Source organism: Bartonella sp. bp_1 (assembly GCF_055808085.1).
Map to the genome: position 1 here is coordinate 2170815 of NZ_CM147851.1, position 17930 is coordinate 2188744.

Consider the following 17930-nt stretch of genomic DNA (forward strand, 5'->3'; position numbering starts at 1 on the left):
GTGGTATTAATATGGATAAGCTTTGTAGCTATTGCAACCCCTTCGCCTCGTAAATGAGAAAAAACATACAAAATTAGTGGTATTATAACGTAGCTGTGACCTTTTTGCCGCAATTAGATCTTTTGAAAGTAGAAAATCAGACCTTTACCGGCAGTCATAGAAGTTCATTCAAAATGAATCAAAGCCAAACCGTGAAATAAAGACGATTTTCTTTTTTTATCGTCTGAAAGACAAATCCACGCGTCCGGCAAAAATGGGCCAAATCGATTTCAGCCAAAGGATCATCTGAAATAACAGTCAAAATGGCCGGTGCAGTCATAGCGTTTAATCGCTTTTTCATTTTCAATAAAGGCAGCGGACAGCGTAATCCGGTCAGATCATAAACTTCCGGCGTCTCAACCACCAAAAATCTTCCAAAGCGATTTTTTAGTCGGCTTTTCACTCTGACCAGTATCAACGGCCCCCTCGGCCGCCGATGGTGGACTACTAGGAATAGGAGTTACAGATGTTGTCTGTGTATCAGGTAAAGATGATTTCACAGCAGCCGATTGGATATCAGGCGCATTTTCTCTCTCGGCCGATGATGGCGACAAAGACGGCGGCTCACGTGAAACCTTTTGACCTGCAGCCCGTTTGCGGCTCCAATCAGCAACCAAACGTGCTTCTTCTACACTGACAATAGAAGGAGCAGGCGGCTTAGACTTTTTATTCAAAGCACTAGCAAATGTATCATCATATTTTTTCTGATATTCACTATAGGCAGCCGTCAACTCCGTCGAACTTGCAGGCGGACACGCACCTGCCGGAGTCATATTTCCGACACGATTAAAAACATAGCGTTTTTCACATACATCGACTTGCGGCGGTTTCTTTGTGACTTCAAAAATATCATAGCCTTCTTTTAGCATTTTCCAGAAAGCAAAATTGGGATCATTCTTATAACGGGCCATATTGGCGGCTGTCATACGAAAAGGAAAAGCCTGTATTTGGAACTCGCGCTGGCCACCCTTGAATGAATCACGACCAAAAGCATAAATCTGCGCAACATTCTCATCGCTCATCGAATAACAACCCGACGATGAGCAGGCACCATGAACCATAAGATGTTGGCCGGTGCGGCCATTAACACGGTCATAAGCGTTTGGAAAACCGATATTAAAAGAAAGATAATAGCTGGAATTGGGATTCATCTGTGCCGGCGTTACCTTATAGAAACCTTCCGGCGCCTGTCGATCGCCTTCCATGAATTTAGGCCCCAACTTACCGGACCATTTACAAATATCATAAGAAGCAATGAGATCATATTTACCGGTACGCTGTTCCTTCCAGACCTCCAAGATGCCTTCTTCTTTAAATATCCGCACCAAAATGGGCGAATACTTATCCATATTCTTGGCTTTCATCTTTTCGATAATTTTAGCCGGAAGAGGCTGTGTTGCCTTACCAACCTGAGGCAAAGTGACCGAATCCTGACAGGCTGTCAGCACACTGGCCGAGATAAGTACAGAAAATAGAAGGGCAGTTTTGAATTTCATACCATTATCCCGTATTGACCCTGAAGCACATTGCAGCTTGTTATCTCAAACAACATACTTTTATTCTTTTCCCTACATGCCTGCATTTGAAGGCATATTCCAGCCCAAATCACATCAAGCCAACCCGAAAAATATACCATAAACTTATTAAAAAATTATGGTTTTATTTTAACATTATGCCTGCTGCATATAAAAAGAGATATTATCCTGCAACACTGTCAGAAAATGATCGCGCGTCTCATCACGTGTATGACGTAAATAAGCCGCTGCCAAAGGCAAATATCCTGTTATTGCCATAGAACGGATATCCAAATTGATAAAATGGACACCTTCAACACCCAGTTTTGCTGTCCAACGCGGCACAATCGAAAGACCTATGCCTGCAGCAACAAGATTGATAATGGTCTGTTTCTCATCCGCGATCTGGGCAATATTGGCAATAATACCAGCCTGGGCAAAAAGCTTCATTGTCATATCATGACTATGAGGCCGCGAGCGACGGTCCGGCACAATCATCGGCTCACCGGCGAGATCACCCAATTGCAGAGATTCCCTTCGTGCCAAAGGATGACTTGACGGTACTGCTAAAATAGCGCTCTCGTTAAACAACTTGATAAATTGCAGCTTTTTATTGGGATATTCCGGCGGGCGGACAAAAACGATATCTAACCGACCCGATAAAAGCCGCGGCAAAAGACGCACGGTTTTATCCTCATAAAGGCGGATTGATATATCAGGATAACAAGCATGGAAATGCTGCAACAGCATCGGCATCAATCCGACTGCTGCACTATCAATCACACCAACTTGCAATTCTCGCTTTCCACGACCTTGAAACTGGGCAAAATGGGCATAGATACTTTCAACCTCCGAAACCAAATGGCCCCCATGACGAAGAAGATAGGTGCCTTCTTCAGTCAACATCACATTACGGGTTGTACGAATAAACAAACGCGTATTGAGAGATTCTTCCAATAAACGGATATGCCGTGACAAAGTAGCCGGTAAAATATTGAGTTTCTGTGCAGCACGTCCAAAATGCAGCTCTTCGCATATAGCAAGGAAACTACGCAATTGCTGGATATCCATAATACAACTCTATTATTCAAAATAATTATATAATTCCTGTATCGTTGTTTTCACAAAGGTTCCAGTTTTTTCTGTCAGCATCGTTGAAGCATGCAGGGAGGACGGACATGCCGGAGACACATCCACACCAACGCCATGATCTTGGTAAAAAGGTTATTATAAAAGTTGCATGGCGCATTGTGCCCTTCATCATGCTTCTCTATTTCATCGCTTTTCTTGATCGCGTAAATATCGGCTTCGCCTCTTTAGAAATGAACAAGGATATCGGGCTTTCCAATACAGTCTATGGTTTAGGTGCCGGCATATTCTTTCTTGGCTATTTTCTTTTTGAAGTGCCATCCAATCTTATTTTGAACAAGGTCGGTGCCCGTATCTGGATTGCTCGTGTCATGATCACATGGGGGCTTGTTTCAGGAGCCATGACATTTGTTAAGGGACCCATCAGTTTTTATATTTTACGTTTTTTATTGGGCGCTGCAGAAGCCGGTTTTTTCCCCGGCATTATCCTTTATCTCAGTTTCTGGTTTCCCACCCGCTCACGTGCGGCTATGACAGCACTCTTCATGGCTGCTGCTCCTCTTTCTACGGCGTTAGGCTCACCGATTTCCGGTGCCTTAATGCAGTTGCACGGTCTTGGCGGCTATGCAGGCTGGCAATGGATGTTCATTCTGGAAGCCTTGCCTGCGGTTATTTTAGGCGTCATCGTGCTATTTTACATGACCGACAAGCCTGAAAAAGCCAAATGGCTCAAAGCAGACGAACAAAAATGGCTGATCGAAACCATGGCCGCCGAACAACAGGCTAAAAAGGGCGCTGCCAAACACAGTATCCTGTCAGGACTGGCCGATATCCGTGTTCTGGCCTTGGCTATTGTTTATTTCGGTACGTCTGCAGGGCTCTATACCCTTGGTATTTGGGCGCCACAGATCATTAAAACAACAGGATTGAATTCATTGCAGATCGGATTCGCCAATGCTGTACCGGCTGTTTTTGCTGTGCTTGCCATGGTTTTCTGGGCCCGTCATTCAGACCGTACCAATGAACGTACTTTCCATGTCGTTATCGCCTGCCTTGTTGCCGCAGTCGGCCTGACGCTTGCCGCAACGGTTTCATCGGTTATCGGTATTATTTTTACACTGACAATCGTCAATATTGGTGTTTCATGTTCAAAACCACCCATGTGGAGCATGCCAACCGTTTTCCTATCCGGCCCTGCCGCCGCAGCCGGTATCGCAACCATCAACTCAATTGGCAATCTGGGCGGATTTTTCGGACCAACCATGATCGGTTGGATCAAGGATCTGACAGGCAGTTTTTCAGGCGGACTCTATTTTGTAGCCAGCCTGCTGGTTCTCTCGAGTGTCCTGACTGTTATTCTTGCCAGAACAGCGCCAAAAACCGAAGGACAAGATTAAATTGTAATCACCACGTCATTTCACCTTTATTTAAATTATCTGCATAACGGAGTTCATCATGCGTCAACATAAAATTGCTGCCATCCCTGCCGATGGCATCGGCCCCGAAGTTATTGATGCCGGCATCACAGTTCTCAGGGCCTTGGAAAAAAAACTCGGCGACCTTTCCTTTCAAATCGATATGTTTGACTGGGGGTCCGACTATTATCGCAAGCATGGCGTCATGATGCCGGCCAACGGTCTTGAGCAACTCAAACCTTATGATGCCATTTATTTTGGCGCGGTCGGCGCTCCTGATATTCCCGACCATATCACCTTGTGGGGGCTGCGCCTTCCAATTTGCCAAGGCTTTGATCAATATGCCAATGTCCGTCCAACCAAAATCCTTCCCGGCATTACACCAACCTTACGCAATTGCGGTCCCGGTGATCTCGATTGGGTTATTGTACGTGAAAATTCCGAAGGCGAATATTCCGGCAATGGCGGACGTACCCATAAAGGATTGCCTGAAGAGGTTGGCACAGAAGTTTCAATTTTTACCCGCGTTGGCGTCACCCGTATCATGCGTTACGCTTTTCGTATGGCCCAATCGCGCCCCCGCAAACTCTTGACCGTTGTCACGAAATCTAACGCCCAACGTTTCGGCATGGTCATGTGGGATGAAATTGCCGAAGAAGTCTCAAAAGAATTTCCCGATGTCACCTGGGACAAAATGCTTGTCGATGCGATGACTGTACGCATGACCCGCAATCCCGAAAGCCTTGACACCATCGTAGCAACCAACCTGCACGCCGATATTCTATCCGATCTTGCCGGTGCTCTTGCCGGCAGCCTCGGCGTTGCTCCGACAGGTAATATTGATCCCGAGCGCCGTTTCCCGTCAATGTTTGAACCGATCCACGGTTCTGCATTCGATATTACCGGTAAAGGCATTGCCAATCCGGTTGCCTCTTTCTGGACAGCCGCCCAGATGCTGGAGCATCTCGGTGAAATGGATGCTGCCAAGCGCCTGATGAAAGCTGTTGAAACCGTTACGGCAAAAGGCATTATAACGCCTGATGTCGGTGGAACGGCAACCACCCAACAAGTAACCAATACCATGCTTGATGCCATTGCGGGTGACAATACCTAAAACAAAAAAGCCGCCATACTGTATGGCGGCTTTTTTATCTTTTATTATTGCGCAAGATTTAAAAATCCATTGGTTGCCATCAAAGGCCGATCCGGCGGATTGGCTAATGCACTGACATAATCCATCATATAATGATGATTATAATGAACGTCCAAAGTGTCAATCAGTCCATCATCGCCTTTCTGGCAAAACGCCTTACGGCTTTCCTGATTATCAGCCAATCCCACAACATAATCCTTCGCGCATGTTTCAATACGCGGCGGCTGCTTTGTAATCTCAAAAACATCATAACCGATTTTAAGCTTTGTCCAAAACGGCATATTGGCATCCATGGCATAACGCGCCATATTCTCACCACTCATCCGAAACGGAAAGGCATGAAAAGAAAAAGCTTTTTGTCCACCTGTAAAGGCTTCGCGTGCAAAGGCATAAATCTGCTCAATGCCACGATCGGTCATGGCATAACACCCGACAGAAAGACAATTGCCATGGACCATCAGATAGGATCCATCACGCCCGTTAGCCCGATCATAGGCATTTGGAAAACCAATATTAAAAGCCAAATGATAATTGGATTTAGGATGCATCTGCCCATAAGCAACCGTATAAAAGCCCTCTGGCGTCTGCAAATCACCTTGACGATATTTCGGTCCCAACTTGCCTGACCATTTACAGATTTCATACACAGCAATTCGCTGATAGCGACCATTACGATCTTCTTTCCAGACTTCAAGAACCCCCTCTTCCTTGAAAGCACGTATATAGATAGGTGCTGCCGGATCAACATTGAGCTGCTGCATTTTTTTAATCAGATTATCGGGAAGAGGCAACGCATCCTTCATCGGCTCAGCCATAGCAAAGCTGATAGCGGTCAAAACCACAAACAAAGTAATGGCCAACGATAAAACGAGGCGAATTATTCGCATGACAAACATGGATGCACCCATCAAAATATGATGCCATACGACATCGACTATCATCACCTATCTATGATTATAGTCGATTTTCGCCTTAACAAAGGCAACGCCAGCCAAAAGATGGCGCAATGGTAAAAAGAGAATTAACGAATCAACTGAGATTGCGACCAATCTGCAGATATTTTTCCCGACGTTCCCGCTTGAGATCGGCCCCGCTTTTACCGACAAGACCTTTCAAGGCCGCATCAATAATATTGCCAGCGGCATCAATCGTTGCCTCGGCACCTCGGTGTGCACCACCTAGCGGTTCAGGGATAATACCATCAATAATCTTCAGTTCATAAAGATCCTGCGCCGTAATACGCATATTGGAAGCCGCATCCTTGGCGCGTGTTGCATCACGCCACAAAATAGAAGCTGCACCTTCAGGTGAAATCACCGAATAAATAGCATGTTCAAGCATATAAACACGATTGGCGGCCGCAATAGCAATCGCACCACCCGAACCACCTTCGCCAATTACAACAGAAACAACAGGCACTTGCAAATTGAGTGTTTCAGCTGTGGAGCGGGCAATAGCTTCAGCCTGACCGCGTTCTTCCGCGCTTACGCCGGGATAGGCTCCGGCCGTATCCACCAAAGTAATCAATGGCAGTTTGAACCGTTCGGCCATTTCCATAATACGCACTGCCTTACGATAGCCTTCAGGGCGGGCAGAACCAAAATTATGCTTCAGACGTGATTTGGTATCATTGCCTTTTTCCTGACCTATATAGGCAATCGACTCACCATTAAAACGAGCAAATCCCGCTTCAATGGCTGCATCATTGCCAAATTTCCGGTCACCAGCCAAAGGTGTCATATCTGTAAATAGACGGGCCGCATAATCAACAAAATGCGGACGATCCGGATGGCGAGCAACCTGTGCCTTCTGCCACGGCGTCAGTTTCTTGTATAAATCACGTAAAGCTGTCTCGGCACGCTTTTCCAAGCGATGAATTTCTTCCGTCGAATCAACGCTGCCTTTTTCCTTGGCAAGCTTTTTCAACTCAAAAATCTGACCTTCCAAATCAGCGACAGGCTTTTCAAAATCGAGATAATTATACATTGGCCCAACTTTTTTCTGACAGTTTGTACTGTTGTATTATTTAAAACCGTCTTTTTCATGACGACATGTTCTCTTTACAGCCGATCGCTTCAATCGGCAAGCGGATGATGTTGATTTACCAAGCGATAAAGCTTTTCATCCATAACATGGGTGTAAATCTGCGTTGTCGCAATGTCGGCGTGGCCCAATAATTGCTGTACACTGCGCAAATCCGCGCCATGCTGCAAAAGATGGCTAGCGAAGGCATGGCGCAAAACATGCGGCGATATCTGGTCCTCAGACAGCCCAACACGCTGCGCCAGACTTTTAAGATCCCGACCGACAAGCTGACGCGCAACATGGCCACTTGTTGCATTAGCTGGAAATAAAAAAGATGAAGCAGCATATTTTGACTTGTCACGCCAGGTAAGCCAATACTCAAGCGCCATACGTGCTTTGGCCGAATAAGGTACCAGACGCTCTTTCGAACCTTTGCCCTTGACCATCAAAAAAGGTTCTGAACGACGTGCTGCCTTTTCAGGCAAGCCAACAAGCTCGCTAATCCGCAAACCTGTTGCATAAAGCAGTTCAAGCATCACATGTAGACGCAATGTACGTACAGCCTCGAGTGATCCGGCAGGGGCCGCACGCCAATCATGTTCAGCCTGTTCCAAAAGCATTGTCACCTGCGCTTCACTCATAATTTTGGGCAAAGGCATATGTTTTTTCGGAGCATCGAGCTTTATTGTCGGATTATCATCGCGCAATCCTTCGGCATAAAGAAATTGATAGAATTGCCGGATTGTTGAAAGGCGACGCGCCTGTGATGTAGCCGCAAAACCTTCAATCCCCATATCGGCCATAGCATTTTGAAGATGAGCCGGAGAGGCTTTATTCAAATTGGTCCCCTGAGCACGAAGCATTTCGTCCAACCAATCAAGGTCGCGCTGATAAGCCTCAAGCGTATTGGCTGAAGCACCACGTTCGGCACTCATCATTTCCAGAAACTGATCAATCAACCTATTCAAGGCGCACCCGTTTCATCTGTATCTTCAACCGGCGCAGTCACAGCCGGATTAGAACTGGAATTATCCTGATAAGGCCAGTCGCGCGGCTTAATCGCTGTTGAAGGAATATCAATACTCAATTCGGCTGTTACCGGCCTGACCCATGCAACAAGGCCAACCATGGCTCCATAGATCAGAGAGACAAGAACAACAATAAAGATAATAAGACGGGTCAAAGTTGGCATTTTATAGACAGCTGTTTTCAAATTTTACGATTTTTCATCCAATATCATGCCCGATAAAGATTAACAGCTATTGACTCGCAGCCAGATAAATGTCGAAACGGAATAATGAAGCAAACCGATTTTAAAACAGCGCCACTCGCCAGAACCGCCCATCGTATCCGTAGCGGCCTCAACGGCCAATCATTGGCGCTTGTCGGCCTCATGGGCGCTGGAAAGTCAACTATTGGCAAACGCATTGCCACCATTCTCGATATGCCCTTTTTCGATGCTGATATAGAAATTGAAAAAGCGGCTCAAATGACCATTACAGAAATTTTCGAGCGTTATGGCGAAAGCGAGTTCCGTGATCTTGAGCGTCGCGTCATTGTACGACTAATGCAAGAAGGGCCAATGGTGCTTGCAACCGGCGGCGGTGCCTATATGAACGAGGAAACCCGCACAACCATCGGACAAAAAGCCATTGCTGTCTGGCTGAATGCCGAACTTGATGTACTGGTTGCCCGGGTTCTGCGACGTAATACAAGGCCGCTTTTGCATAATAAAGACCCGAAAGTCGTCTTGCAAAAACTGATCGATGAACGCTATCCAATTTATGCCCTTGCCGATATTAATGTTAAAAGCCACGATAAACGCCGTGATGTTATTGCCCGCGATGTCGTGCGCCACATTGATCGTTATCTCAATGAAAACAACCGCTATACCGATGATATCAAACCATCGGCTATCAAAAAGGCCAGACGTAAATGAACACCAGAACCGTCCATGTGAAACTTGCCGAACGAAGCTATGATATTTTAATCGGCGACAATATTATCCAACATGCCGGCCAATCCATTACAACTTTGATGAAAGGGGTGCGCATCGCTGTTGTCAGCGATAAAAATGTTGCCCATACCCATCTCGCAACGCTTACCCAAAGTCTGGCACAGCACAATATCGATGTTGTCCCCATCATTGTCGAACCAGGCGAGAAATCAAAATCTTTTCCGGTACTACAAAATGTTGTCGAAGCCATCCTTGATGCACGACTTGAGCGCGGCGATGCTGTAATAGCACTAGGGGGCGGTGTTATCGGCGATCTAACCGGCTTTGCTGCCGGTATTGTACGCCGTGGCATGAATTTCATTCAAATACCAACATCTCTTCTGGCACAAGTCGATTCTTCTGTCGGCGGTAAAACCGGTATCAATACCCGTCATGGTAAAAATCTGGTCGGCCTATTCTATCAACCTCGTCTGGTTATTGCCGATACTGCTGTCCTGAATACTTTATCCGCACGTGAATTTCGTGCCGGCTATGCAGAGGTTGCCAAATACGGCCTGATCAACCAACCGGATTTTTTCACCTGGCTTGAAAAGAACTGGCAGCAAATTTTTACCGGCGGTGACAGTCGTGTTGAAGCCATTGCGCGCTCCTGTCAATCAAAAGCCGATGTTGTCGCCCGCGATGAACGCGAAGGCGGCGAACGCGCTTTGCTTAACCTCGGCCATACATTCGGCCATGCACTGGAAACAGCAACCGGCTATGATTCTGCTCGTCTTGTTCATGGTGAAGCTGTCAGTATCGGCATGGTGCTTGCCTATGAATTTTCAGCCCACATGAATCTGGCAAGCCCTGATGCGGCCCACCGTGTCAGCGGCCATTTAAAGGCTGTCGGTCTTCCAACACGATTACAGGATGTACCCGGCGGTCTGCCGGATGCCAAAAAGCTAATGGAATATATCGTGCAAGATAAAAAGGTCTCACGTGGTGCACTGACCTTTATTCTCGCTCACGACATCGGCAAATCTTTTATTGCAAAAGATGTACCACATGAAGAAGTTAAAAAGTTTTTAGCTATCAAGCTTTCTGTATAACCATATCTATGATGACGATCTTTTGAAGATAAACTTCAAAATTCTTATAGGCAAAACTCCGAATTCTTTCTATGAATCGAGGCATCCATTCAATCAAAAGGATCATATCCATGAAAAAACTTCTTGCAGCATTTGTTATCTCCGGCCTTTTTGCTTCTTCCGCTTTTGCCGCCAGCGTTGGCGTAGATAGTAAAGGCGGTGTTTCCGTCAAAGCCGGTGGCGTCAAAGCTGATAATAAAAAAGGCGGCTCCGTCGGTGTAAAAACCAATAAAGGCAGCGCCAGTGTTGGCAGCGACGGCGCGTCCGTCAAAACCAAAAAAGGTGGCGTTGGTGTCGGCGTCAAGGTGAAATAATTTCTTCATCTCTAACGTTATAAAAAAGACCTGTATCGCATGACGGTACAGGTCTTTTATTTTGTTACACGCCTTAAAAATATAAAGCTAAAGATTGATCGCCCGTGTCATATTCTTTATGGATACAAAAGATAAATCTTTTACATGTCCACGTAGCTCAGTAGGATAGAGCGCAGGATTCCTAATCCTGAGGTCACAGGTTCGATTCCTGTCGTGGACACCACCAATCGCTTAGACAACATAAAGCGGAGAATTGAGCTTGATATATTGTGCTGATATTGGTGGATCTTTCATAAAGTTTGCGACATCACCGGAACCGGGGGAAATAGGCGACATTGCTATCCGCCCGACCCCTTTTGATAATTTCGATGTTTTTTGCCAGACATTACAAGAGTTAATAGCCATCCATAGCGGCAATCCTAAAATACCGCTTTCATTGTCTCTGGCCGGCATTATCGATACCCAAAACAATATAATGCGATGCGCCAATATTGCCTGCCTCAATGGTCGCCACCCAAATGAATTGGCAGAAAGAATAAACCAACCACTCATCATTACTAATGATGCCGATTGCTTTACATTGGCTGAAGCCCGCCGGACAAAAGGATTCTCTACCATATTCGGCATTATTTTAGGCAGTGGCGTGGGTGGCGGTCTGGTCATTAATGGAAAACTGATACAAGGCAAAAACGGCTATACCGGCGAATGGGGCCATGGTCCGATCTTGCATAGCGATAGCAAAACCGAAATTCCTGCCTTTGCCTGCGGCTGCGGACAAATTGGCTGTATCGATACAATTGGCGGCGCACGTGGATTGGAACGTATCCATCTGGCTCTCCACCATCATGAACTTTCAAGCCATGATATTATCATGCAATGGCAACAACAAAATCAGGCAGCCTGCACAACTATCAAGCATTATATCAATCTTCTTGCTGGCCCTTTGGCTATGGTTATCAATACCATAGGCGCCGATTATGTGCCCGTCGGCGGAGGTCTTTCCAATGTTTCAAAACTGATCGCTGCATTGGATGAAGCCATGCGAAAACGCTTATTGGCACCGCTCAAAAAACCATTATTGGTACAGAGCTTTTATCGCGAAAATGCCGGTCTGATCGGTGCATCCTATCGCGGATTTGAAAATATAATGACCTGATGGAAATTGCTATTTTTTTGTCTTAGCCCGACTTTTTTTAACCACGACCTTCTCTATTGTAGCCGTCTCAATCGAAATATCTTCAGGACGGTTCGGTAATTTCTCACGCGAAATTCTGCGCCAATCCTCACTCTGATCACGATGAATGGCCGCACGTGAAAGCAACATCAATGTCACGGGTGTTGTCACAACTAGAAAAATCGTCAGCAGCAACTCATGTAAAACCAAACGATGTTCGATAAGCGATGAATAGATCATTGAAGCGATAATAATACCGCCGATACCCCAACTTGTCCCAAGCGTAGGCATATGCAAACGCTCATAAAAGGTCTTCACCCTAACCAGACCGATTGCACCGATCAACGTCAGGCCAGCACCCCAAAGCAGAAAAAAGACAATGATAATAGCGAGCCAAAGCGGAATATCCTCATTCATTCAATCACCTCGCCACGCATCAGAAATTTTGCCAGTGCCACGCTTGAAACAAAACCCAACATGCCGATAACAAGCGCCGCCTCAAAATAAACAGTTGTACCCGACCGCATACTGAATGTTAAAAATAACATCATGGTCGAGGCATAAAGCGCATCCAGCCCGACAATACGGTCTTGGGCCCGTGGCCCGCGGGCCAACCGCCAGAACGCACAAAACATTGCCAGACAAAGCAAAATTTGCGCAAAAGAAATTCCTAGAAAAAGAATGGCAATACTCATTCAAAGGCCTCCAGCAACAATGCTTCATAACGAGTTTTAATCAGATTTTGCCAATAGGCTTCATCTTCAAGATCCAGAACATGCAAAAGAAGTTCGCTATTCTTGCTATTATAAGAAACCCATGCCGTCCCCGGCGTTGCCGTTAACACGCAAGCAAGCACGGCAAGACCTGTATGATTTTTCAAATCCAATGAAATGATTATAAAACCGGGCTTACCCTTACCACGTCTGCCAAAAAGAATGATTTTAGCAACCGCCAAATTGGATGTTGTAATATCGACCAGAATACGCAGAAACAATAAAATGATCGAGGCCCAATTTTTCACAACCACTTTTTCCGGCGCAAGCAATGTCATGATTTGGCCGCCAACAAACGCCACCAATGCACCAATAAGAAATTGCCCCAAGGTAAAACCGCTCAAAACCAGCCACATCAATACAATTGATGCCGATAACAAAGGATAGGGAAACAGTTTCCTCATTTCCCAATCCTTCCTTGCTGCGGAGAGGCCTTCACAGGCATACCACTATTTTTCTCGAAAACAGCGTTGATATAATATTGTGGTTTATGCAGCACCTGAGCCGTATTATCCATATAACCGGCAATCGGTCCGGCCAAAATTGTCAGCAACAAACAAAGACTTAATAGACCGGCAATCGGAGCAAATTCAATCAATTGTACCCGAGGCACCTTGTTTTCGATTGATGCCCAGAATGTACGGATACCTGTACGGGTCATCGCAATTAACGAAGCAAAACCGGAAAGAATGATAAAGGTCATAAAAATCCAGTCGCGTATTGAAGGCACATAACCATCAGCTTGCAAACCTTCAGGATTAAACACACCGGTAATCATCATGACTTTGGCAATGAAGCCGGAAAAAGGCGGCATTCCGATAATAAGAATGGCGCATATACCAAAACACGCTCCCAATATTGCAAGCGTTGCCGGAATATAAGTTCCAACCTCGTCTTCTTCCTCTTCCTCATCATCACCATAGACTTCCATTGTTACAGCCAAAACATTGGCCGCCGTATCCTGACTACGCTCGACAAGTTCGATCAGCAGAAAAAAAGCTGCCAAAGCCAATGTAGATGATAAAATATAGAATAAAACACCTGCTGTCAGTGAAGCATTGCCGGTACCAATTGCAGCTAAGACCGTACCAGAAGAAACCAACACACAATAGGCGGCCAAACGACCCAAAGCCTGACTAGCAAGAACGCCGATAAAAGCGAAAATCAAAGTAGCCAAACCACCATAGAACAAAAACTGGTTGGCAAAAAAACTCAATACCCCGCTATCACTATAGGATAGCAACATAGAGAACCGTAAAAGAACATAAATACCGACTTTACTCAAAATAGCAAACATGGCTGCAACCGGCGCAACAGCCGAACTATATGTTGGTGTAAGCCAAAAATTGAGCGGCCACATGCCGGCCTTAACCAAAAATGCAATACCCAATATTGCAATACCGGCTTCCAGTACAATCATATTTTCACGCGGTATCTTGGCAATTTGCGCAGCCAAATCAGCCATATTAAGCGTACCCGCTACACCATAGATTATTGCTGCACCAATCAAAAAAAATGAAGAGGCAATCAGGTTGATCACAACATAATGCAACCCCGCACGGACTCGCGCCTGCCCACTTCCATGTAATGCCAAGGCGTATGAAGCTGTCAACATCACTTCAAAAAAAACAAAAAGATTAAAAATATCCCCCGTCAGAAAAGCCCCGTTAACACCGACCAGAATAAACTGCATAAAAGACTGAAAATGTGGTCCGGCCTTATGCCAATGAGCCTGCGCAAAAATAAGCGCTGCCAATGCCAGTACAGAACTCAAAAACACCATGATCGCTGAAAGCTGATCCAAAACCAAAACAATGCCAAAAGGAGCCGGCCAATTACCCAACCGATAGACATCACTTGAAGGGAAAACTTCATAAGCACGCGCAAGCAAAAATATGGATACCAATAGCAATAGAACAGCCGAACCAATACCAGCAATCGACTTGATACGCCGATTACGCTCATCAATGAACAGCAAAGCTGCACCAACAGCCAAAGGCAATAAAATCGGTACAATAATTAAATGTTGCAGCGTCATCCCCAGCATCAGTTCGGTTCTCTCCCGTCAACATGGTCAGAGCCGTTAATGCCGCGCGAAACAAGCATAATAACGAGAAATAGCGCCGTCGTGGCAAAACCAATAACAATAGCTGTCAAAACCAGGGCCTGTGGCAAAGGATCGGCATAATTACCTGGATTAATTGGCCCCGAAGGATCGACGATCGGAGCAGCATTGGTACGCGGACGACTCATCGAAAAAATAAACAGATTAACCGCATAAGAAATCAACGATAGGCCGATGATAACCTGGAATGTACGTGGGCGTAGCACGAGCCAAATACCGGAAGCCGCCAAAATACCAATACTGATTGCCAATACAGCTTCCATCAATTCGGCTCCTCTTTACTTTTATCAATGCGATAACGGCGGATTGACTGGTGAGCAATCGCGATCAGCATCAAAACCGTTGCACCAACAACGAGGGAAAATACGCCAAGATCAAACAAGAGAGCCGATGCTGTCGGTACTTTGCCGATCAATGGCACAGACATATATTGAAAAAAGGACGTAAGAAACGGATAACCGAATATCCATGAACTGGCACCGGTTACCAAAGCAATCAACAGACCAAAGCCTATCCAGCGCAGCGGCAGCACTGTCAAATGGCTTTCAACCCAACGTGTACCAGACGCCAAATATTGTAAGATAAAGCCAATTGCCAATGTCACACCACCAGCAAATCCACCACCAGGATAGTCATGACCACGCATAAAAAGATAGACAGCAAAAGCAATGATCGACGGAAAAAGCCAATGCATAATAACTTTTGGAATAATCAGATAATCTGAAAGTGTATCACCAACTTCACGATCCGGCTGAGCCTCGTCAAATGCCGTTTGTATGCGTTGTTGTTCCGGCGGTGCGATACTTTCTGCTGCCGGTCTGAAACGACGCAACAATGCATAAACCGTCAAGGCCACAATGCCAAGCACTGTTATTTCACCCATCGTATCAAAACCACGAAAGTCAACAAGCAACACATTGACAACATTACGCCCACCTGCATCCGAATAGGAATGGGTCAAGAAGTAATCCGCAATGGTTACCCCCTGCTGGCGTGTCATAATACAATAGGAAAGCCAGGCCAAGCCACCGCCGCCAACCAGCGCGAGCAAGAGATCGCGACCGCGCCGAAATTTAGCAGAAATAGTTGCCGGCATCGGATCCGGATTTTCCCAACGCTTTGGTAACCAACGCAATCCCAACAGCAACAGCACGGTTGTCATTACTTCGACGACCAATTGTGTAACCGCCAAATCAGGTGCGGAAAGCCATAAAAACGTAGCACATGTCATAAGACCGGCACCACCAAGCAGGACAAGTGAAGCCAGACGGTGGAACTTGGCCTGCCATGCAACTGTAATCGCACATAAGCAACCAATTACCCAAATAAAGAGGAAAGGTAGATCAAGCGGGAAAAGCGGCAACGGACCAACACCGATTGGTGCATAAAATGCAACAATAGCAACAACAAGAATCACAGCAAGAATAACCCAACGTATCTGGACCTGCAAACGGCGGGTACTCAGAACACTTTCAGCCCAACGCGCCCATTTCCATGAGATGGTAACCAATACACGTTCGAAAATACGCTGTCCTTTTAGATGACGGAAGAAAGGCGGGCCTTCATCACAGGATTTAAAATATTTACGTGCAATCATATAAAGTAGAATGCCGCCAACCAACGCAATCAAACTCATCAACATGGGCCGCGCCGATTCATCCCATCCATGCCAAATGGCAAGGCTATAATGGGGTGCCGTTCCCAAAACCGCAACAACCGCATTATGGAGAATAAGACCAACGCTCCACGTCGGGAAAATACCAATAAGAAGGCATAAAAATACAAGAAATTCTATTGGCAACCGCATAAAATGCGGCGGCTCATGAGGCGTTTTAGGAAGGTCCTGAGGCTTGGATCCAAAGAAAACACCATGAATGAAACGAACGGAATAAGTCACACTGAAAAGACTTGCCAATGTTGCGATATAGGGCGTTGCCCAATCAAGCCATGATTCCATATGAGTTTCGATTGCCTCGGCAAAAAACATCTCCTTGGAAAGAAAACCATTGAGCAACGGCACACCTGCCATAGCGGCACTGGCGACTAATGCCAATGTACCGGTAAACGGCATAGTACGAAAAAGTCCTGAAAGCTTGCGCATATCACGGGTACCGGTTTCATGATCGATAATACCTGCCGCCATAAAAAGCGAAGCTTTGAAAGTTGCATGATTGGCCATATGGAAAATTGCTGCAACACAAGCAAGCGGACTACCAAGACTGAGCAATGTTGTAATCAGACCAAGATGGCTAATTGTCGAATAGGCCAATAGACCTTTTAGGTCTTGTTGGAACATCGCAAAATAGGCACCCAACAACATAGTTATAAGACCGGCAAAACCGACAATATAAAACCATGCTTCTGTACCGGCCAGTACCGGCCAGAGACGCACCATTAAAAAAACACCCGCCTTCACCATGGTCGCCGAATGGAGATAGGCGGAAACCGGCGTCGGTGCGGCCATGGCATTGGGCAACCAAAAATGAAACGGAAACTGCGCACTTTTAGTCAAGGCACCAAGAAGAATACAACAAAGGGCCGGCAGATAAAGCGGGCTGGTTTTGATAAGATGGCCAGATTTCAGGACAACATCAAGGTCGTAACTGCCAACGATATGACCAATCAATATCACCCCGACAAGCAGCGCAAAGCCACCAAAACCTGTCACTGTCAATGCCATACGGGCACCATCGCGGCCAGAAGCATTGTGGTACCAATAACCAATCAATAAAAATGAAAAAATACTGGTCAATTCCCAGAAGATAACCATCAGCACGAGATTGCCGGATAGAACAACCCCCAACATGGATCCCATAAAGGCCAGAAAAAATGAAAAGAACCGTGGTACCGGATCAGCTGGATCCATATAATAACGGGCATAAACCACAACCAATAAGCCAATGCCTGTAATCAGCAAAGCAAAAAGCCATGACAGCCCATCCATACGCAAAGTAAAATTCAATCCCCATTGCGGCAACCATGCAATATCCATGACAAGTTTGCCATTGGCACTGATGTTGGGGAATAACATAACCGTAAAGAGTAAGCCGAAAAGAGCTATCGAACCAGCAAACCATGCTTCATTATTTTTAGCTGTTGAGCGAAAAAAGCCGATAATCGCACTCCCTATAAAAGGTAGTACGATCAAGAGGATCAACATAGCTCCTTGTGATGTCATATCCCTCTCATCTCGTCACACAAATACCAGCACACCATACCGCT

Annotated in this window: 18 protein-coding genes, 1 tRNA gene and 1 pseudogene; 7 read left to right on the forward strand and 13 right to left on the reverse strand. The window is 45.9% G+C overall.

All coding sequences use genetic code 11. The features are described 5' to 3' along the window. Positions 1-178: 178 nt before the first annotated feature. From ACYZ97_RS10840 to ACYZ97_RS10850, 3 genes are all read right to left on the reverse strand, one after another. Positions 179-403: a sulfurtransferase TusA family protein gene (locus ACYZ97_RS10840; RefSeq protein ID WP_473298803.1), complete on the reverse strand. Its 225-nt coding sequence runs from the start codon at positions 401-403 to the stop codon at positions 179-181. Continuing rightward, entirely contained in the window at positions 396-1535 is a 1140-nt protein-coding gene (locus tag ACYZ97_RS10845) for a L,D-transpeptidase family protein (protein WP_473298804.1), read from the reverse strand. Before ACYZ97_RS10845 ends, ACYZ97_RS10840 begins: the two co-directional genes overlap by 8 nt. A gap of 174 nt (positions 1536-1709) precedes the next feature. Further along, positions 1710-2624: a LysR family transcriptional regulator gene (locus ACYZ97_RS10850; RefSeq protein WP_473298806.1), complete on the reverse strand. Its 915-nt coding sequence runs from the start codon at positions 2622-2624 to the stop codon at positions 1710-1712. 107 nt (positions 2625-2731) lie between these two features. Here ACYZ97_RS10850 and ACYZ97_RS10855 point away from each other — a divergent pair, with 107 nt between their 5' ends. After that, the gene (locus ACYZ97_RS10855) at positions 2732-4039 is read left to right on the forward strand and encodes an MFS transporter (protein ID WP_473298807.1); all 1308 of its coding nucleotides are present in this window, start codon (positions 2732-2734) and stop codon (positions 4037-4039) included. Positions 4040-4097: 58 nt separating this feature from the next. Continuing rightward, positions 4098-5171 (forward strand): tartrate dehydrogenase, encoded by a 1074-nt coding sequence (locus ACYZ97_RS10860; RefSeq protein WP_473298808.1) that lies wholly within the window; start codon positions 4098-4100, stop codon positions 5169-5171. Positions 5172-5398: 227 nt separating this feature from the next. Here ACYZ97_RS10860 and ACYZ97_RS10865 read toward each other — a convergent pair. The 4 genes and pseudogenes from ACYZ97_RS10865 to ACYZ97_RS10880 all read right to left on the reverse strand — a co-directional run. Then, positions 5399-6013, reverse strand: a pseudogene (locus ACYZ97_RS10865) (L,D-transpeptidase family protein); the annotation flags it as partial. 226 nt (positions 6014-6239) lie between these two features. Further along, the gene (locus ACYZ97_RS10870) at positions 6240-7196 is read right to left on the reverse strand and encodes an acetyl-CoA carboxylase carboxyltransferase subunit alpha (protein WP_473298810.1); all 957 of its coding nucleotides are present in this window, start codon (positions 7194-7196) and stop codon (positions 6240-6242) included. A gap of 89 nt (positions 7197-7285) precedes the next feature. Further along, positions 7286-8173 carry a site-specific tyrosine recombinase XerD gene (locus ACYZ97_RS10875; RefSeq protein WP_473300694.1) on the reverse strand — a complete coding sequence of 296 codons (888 nt, stop codon included), beginning with the start codon at positions 8171-8173 and terminating at the stop codon, positions 7286-7288. A gap of 26 nt (positions 8174-8199) precedes the next feature. After that, positions 8200-8427: a hypothetical protein gene (locus ACYZ97_RS10880; protein ID WP_473298812.1), complete on the reverse strand. Its 228-nt coding sequence runs from the start codon at positions 8425-8427 to the stop codon at positions 8200-8202. 105 nt (positions 8428-8532) lie between these two features. On the opposite strand from ACYZ97_RS10880, the gene ACYZ97_RS10885 reads away from it, so the two are divergent. The 5 genes from ACYZ97_RS10885 to ACYZ97_RS10905 all read left to right on the forward strand — a co-directional run bounded on the left by ACYZ97_RS10885 (position 8533) and on the right by ACYZ97_RS10905 (position 11792). After that, complete coding sequence (locus ACYZ97_RS10885) at positions 8533-9174, forward strand: shikimate kinase (RefSeq protein ID WP_473298814.1); 642 nt, start codon at positions 8533-8535, stop codon at positions 9172-9174. Next, positions 9171-10283: a 3-dehydroquinate synthase gene (gene aroB, locus ACYZ97_RS10890; protein ID WP_473298816.1), complete on the forward strand. Its 1113-nt coding sequence runs from the start codon at positions 9171-9173 to the stop codon at positions 10281-10283. Before ACYZ97_RS10885 ends, aroB begins: the two co-directional genes overlap by 4 nt. A gap of 110 nt (positions 10284-10393) precedes the next feature. Further along, the gene (locus ACYZ97_RS10895; RefSeq protein WP_473298818.1) at positions 10394-10636 is read left to right on the forward strand and encodes a hypothetical protein; all 243 of its coding nucleotides are present in this window, start codon (positions 10394-10396) and stop codon (positions 10634-10636) included. 146 nt (positions 10637-10782) lie between these two features. Further along, a tRNA-Arg gene (locus ACYZ97_RS10900) sits at positions 10783-10859 on the forward strand. Between the two features lie 30 nt (positions 10860-10889). After that, on the forward strand, positions 10890-11792 hold the full coding sequence (locus ACYZ97_RS10905) for an ROK family protein (protein WP_473298819.1): 903 nt from the start codon (positions 10890-10892) through the stop codon (positions 11790-11792). Between the two features lie 9 nt (positions 11793-11801). Here ACYZ97_RS10905 and mnhG read toward each other — a convergent pair whose 3' ends face one another. The 6 genes from mnhG to ACYZ97_RS10935 are packed head-to-tail and all read right to left on the reverse strand — an operon-like array spanning position 11802 to position 17886. Further along, positions 11802-12227, reverse strand: a complete 426-nt coding sequence (gene mnhG, locus ACYZ97_RS10910) for a monovalent cation/H(+) antiporter subunit G (RefSeq protein ID WP_473298820.1) — start codon at positions 12225-12227, stop codon at positions 11802-11804. After that, on the reverse strand, positions 12224-12505 hold the full coding sequence (locus tag ACYZ97_RS10915) for a K+/H+ antiporter subunit F (RefSeq protein ID WP_473298822.1): 282 nt from the start codon (positions 12503-12505) through the stop codon (positions 12224-12226). The genes mnhG and ACYZ97_RS10915 overlap by 4 nt, the downstream gene beginning before the upstream one ends. Next, entirely contained in the window at positions 12502-12987 is a 486-nt protein-coding gene (locus ACYZ97_RS10920; protein WP_473298824.1) for a Na+/H+ antiporter subunit E, read from the reverse strand. The genes ACYZ97_RS10915 and ACYZ97_RS10920 overlap by 4 nt, the downstream gene beginning before the upstream one ends. Beyond that, positions 12984-14627: a monovalent cation/H+ antiporter subunit D gene (locus ACYZ97_RS10925; protein ID WP_473300695.1), complete on the reverse strand. Its 1644-nt coding sequence runs from the start codon at positions 14625-14627 to the stop codon at positions 12984-12986. Before ACYZ97_RS10925 ends, ACYZ97_RS10920 begins: the two co-directional genes overlap by 4 nt. Before the next feature lie 2 nt (positions 14628-14629). Then, positions 14630-14971 carry a Na+/H+ antiporter subunit C gene (locus tag ACYZ97_RS10930; protein ID WP_473298826.1) on the reverse strand — a complete coding sequence of 114 codons (342 nt, stop codon included), beginning with the start codon at positions 14969-14971 and terminating at the stop codon, positions 14630-14632. Beyond that, entirely contained in the window at positions 14971-17886 is a 2916-nt protein-coding gene (locus ACYZ97_RS10935) for a monovalent cation/H+ antiporter subunit A (RefSeq protein ID WP_473298828.1), read from the reverse strand. The genes ACYZ97_RS10930 and ACYZ97_RS10935 overlap by 1 nt, the downstream gene beginning before the upstream one ends. Positions 17887-17930: the final 44 nt, after the last annotated feature.

What these genes read in the sequence shown, in the direction of transcription:
- ACYZ97_RS10855 (WP_473298807.1), top strand. Translation starts at nt 2,732, where the DNA reads ATGCCGGAGACACATCCACACCAACGCCATGATCTTGGTAAAAAGGTT.
- ACYZ97_RS10875 (WP_473300694.1), bottom strand. Translation starts at nt 8,173, where the DNA reads ATGATGAGTGCCGAACGTGGTGCTTCAGCCAATACGCTTGAGGCTTAT.
- ACYZ97_RS10845 (WP_473298804.1), bottom strand. Translation starts at nt 1,535, where the DNA reads ATGAAATTCAAAACTGCCCTTCTATTTTCTGTACTTATCTCGGCCAGT.
- ACYZ97_RS10860 (WP_473298808.1), top strand. Translation starts at nt 4,098, where the DNA reads ATGCGTCAACATAAAATTGCTGCCATCCCTGCCGATGGCATCGGCCCC.
- ACYZ97_RS10915 (WP_473298822.1), bottom strand. Translation starts at nt 12,505, where the DNA reads ATGAGTATTGCCATTCTTTTTCTAGGAATTTCTTTTGCGCAAATTTTG.
- ACYZ97_RS10880 (WP_473298812.1), bottom strand. Translation starts at nt 8,427, where the DNA reads ATGCCAACTTTGACCCGTCTTATTATCTTTATTGTTGTTCTTGTCTCT.
- mnhG (WP_473298820.1), bottom strand. Translation starts at nt 12,227, where the DNA reads ATGAATGAGGATATTCCGCTTTGGCTCGCTATTATCATTGTCTTTTTT.
- ACYZ97_RS10920 (WP_473298824.1), bottom strand. Translation starts at nt 12,987, where the DNA reads ATGAGGAAACTGTTTCCCTATCCTTTGTTATCGGCATCAATTGTATTG.
- aroB (WP_473298816.1), top strand. Translation starts at nt 9,171, where the DNA reads ATGAACACCAGAACCGTCCATGTGAAACTTGCCGAACGAAGCTATGAT.
- ACYZ97_RS10885 (WP_473298814.1), top strand. Translation starts at nt 8,533, where the DNA reads ATGAAGCAAACCGATTTTAAAACAGCGCCACTCGCCAGAACCGCCCAT.
- ACYZ97_RS10930 (WP_473298826.1), bottom strand. Translation starts at nt 14,971, where the DNA reads ATGGAAGCTGTATTGGCAATCAGTATTGGTATTTTGGCGGCTTCCGGT.
- ACYZ97_RS10850 (WP_473298806.1), bottom strand. Translation starts at nt 2,624, where the DNA reads ATGGATATCCAGCAATTGCGTAGTTTCCTTGCTATATGCGAAGAGCTG.
- ACYZ97_RS10935 (WP_473298828.1), bottom strand. Translation starts at nt 17,886, where the DNA reads ATGACATCACAAGGAGCTATGTTGATCCTCTTGATCGTACTACCTTTT.
- ACYZ97_RS10895 (WP_473298818.1), top strand. Translation starts at nt 10,394, where the DNA reads ATGAAAAAACTTCTTGCAGCATTTGTTATCTCCGGCCTTTTTGCTTCT.
- ACYZ97_RS10870 (WP_473298810.1), bottom strand. Translation starts at nt 7,196, where the DNA reads ATGTATAATTATCTCGATTTTGAAAAGCCTGTCGCTGATTTGGAAGGT.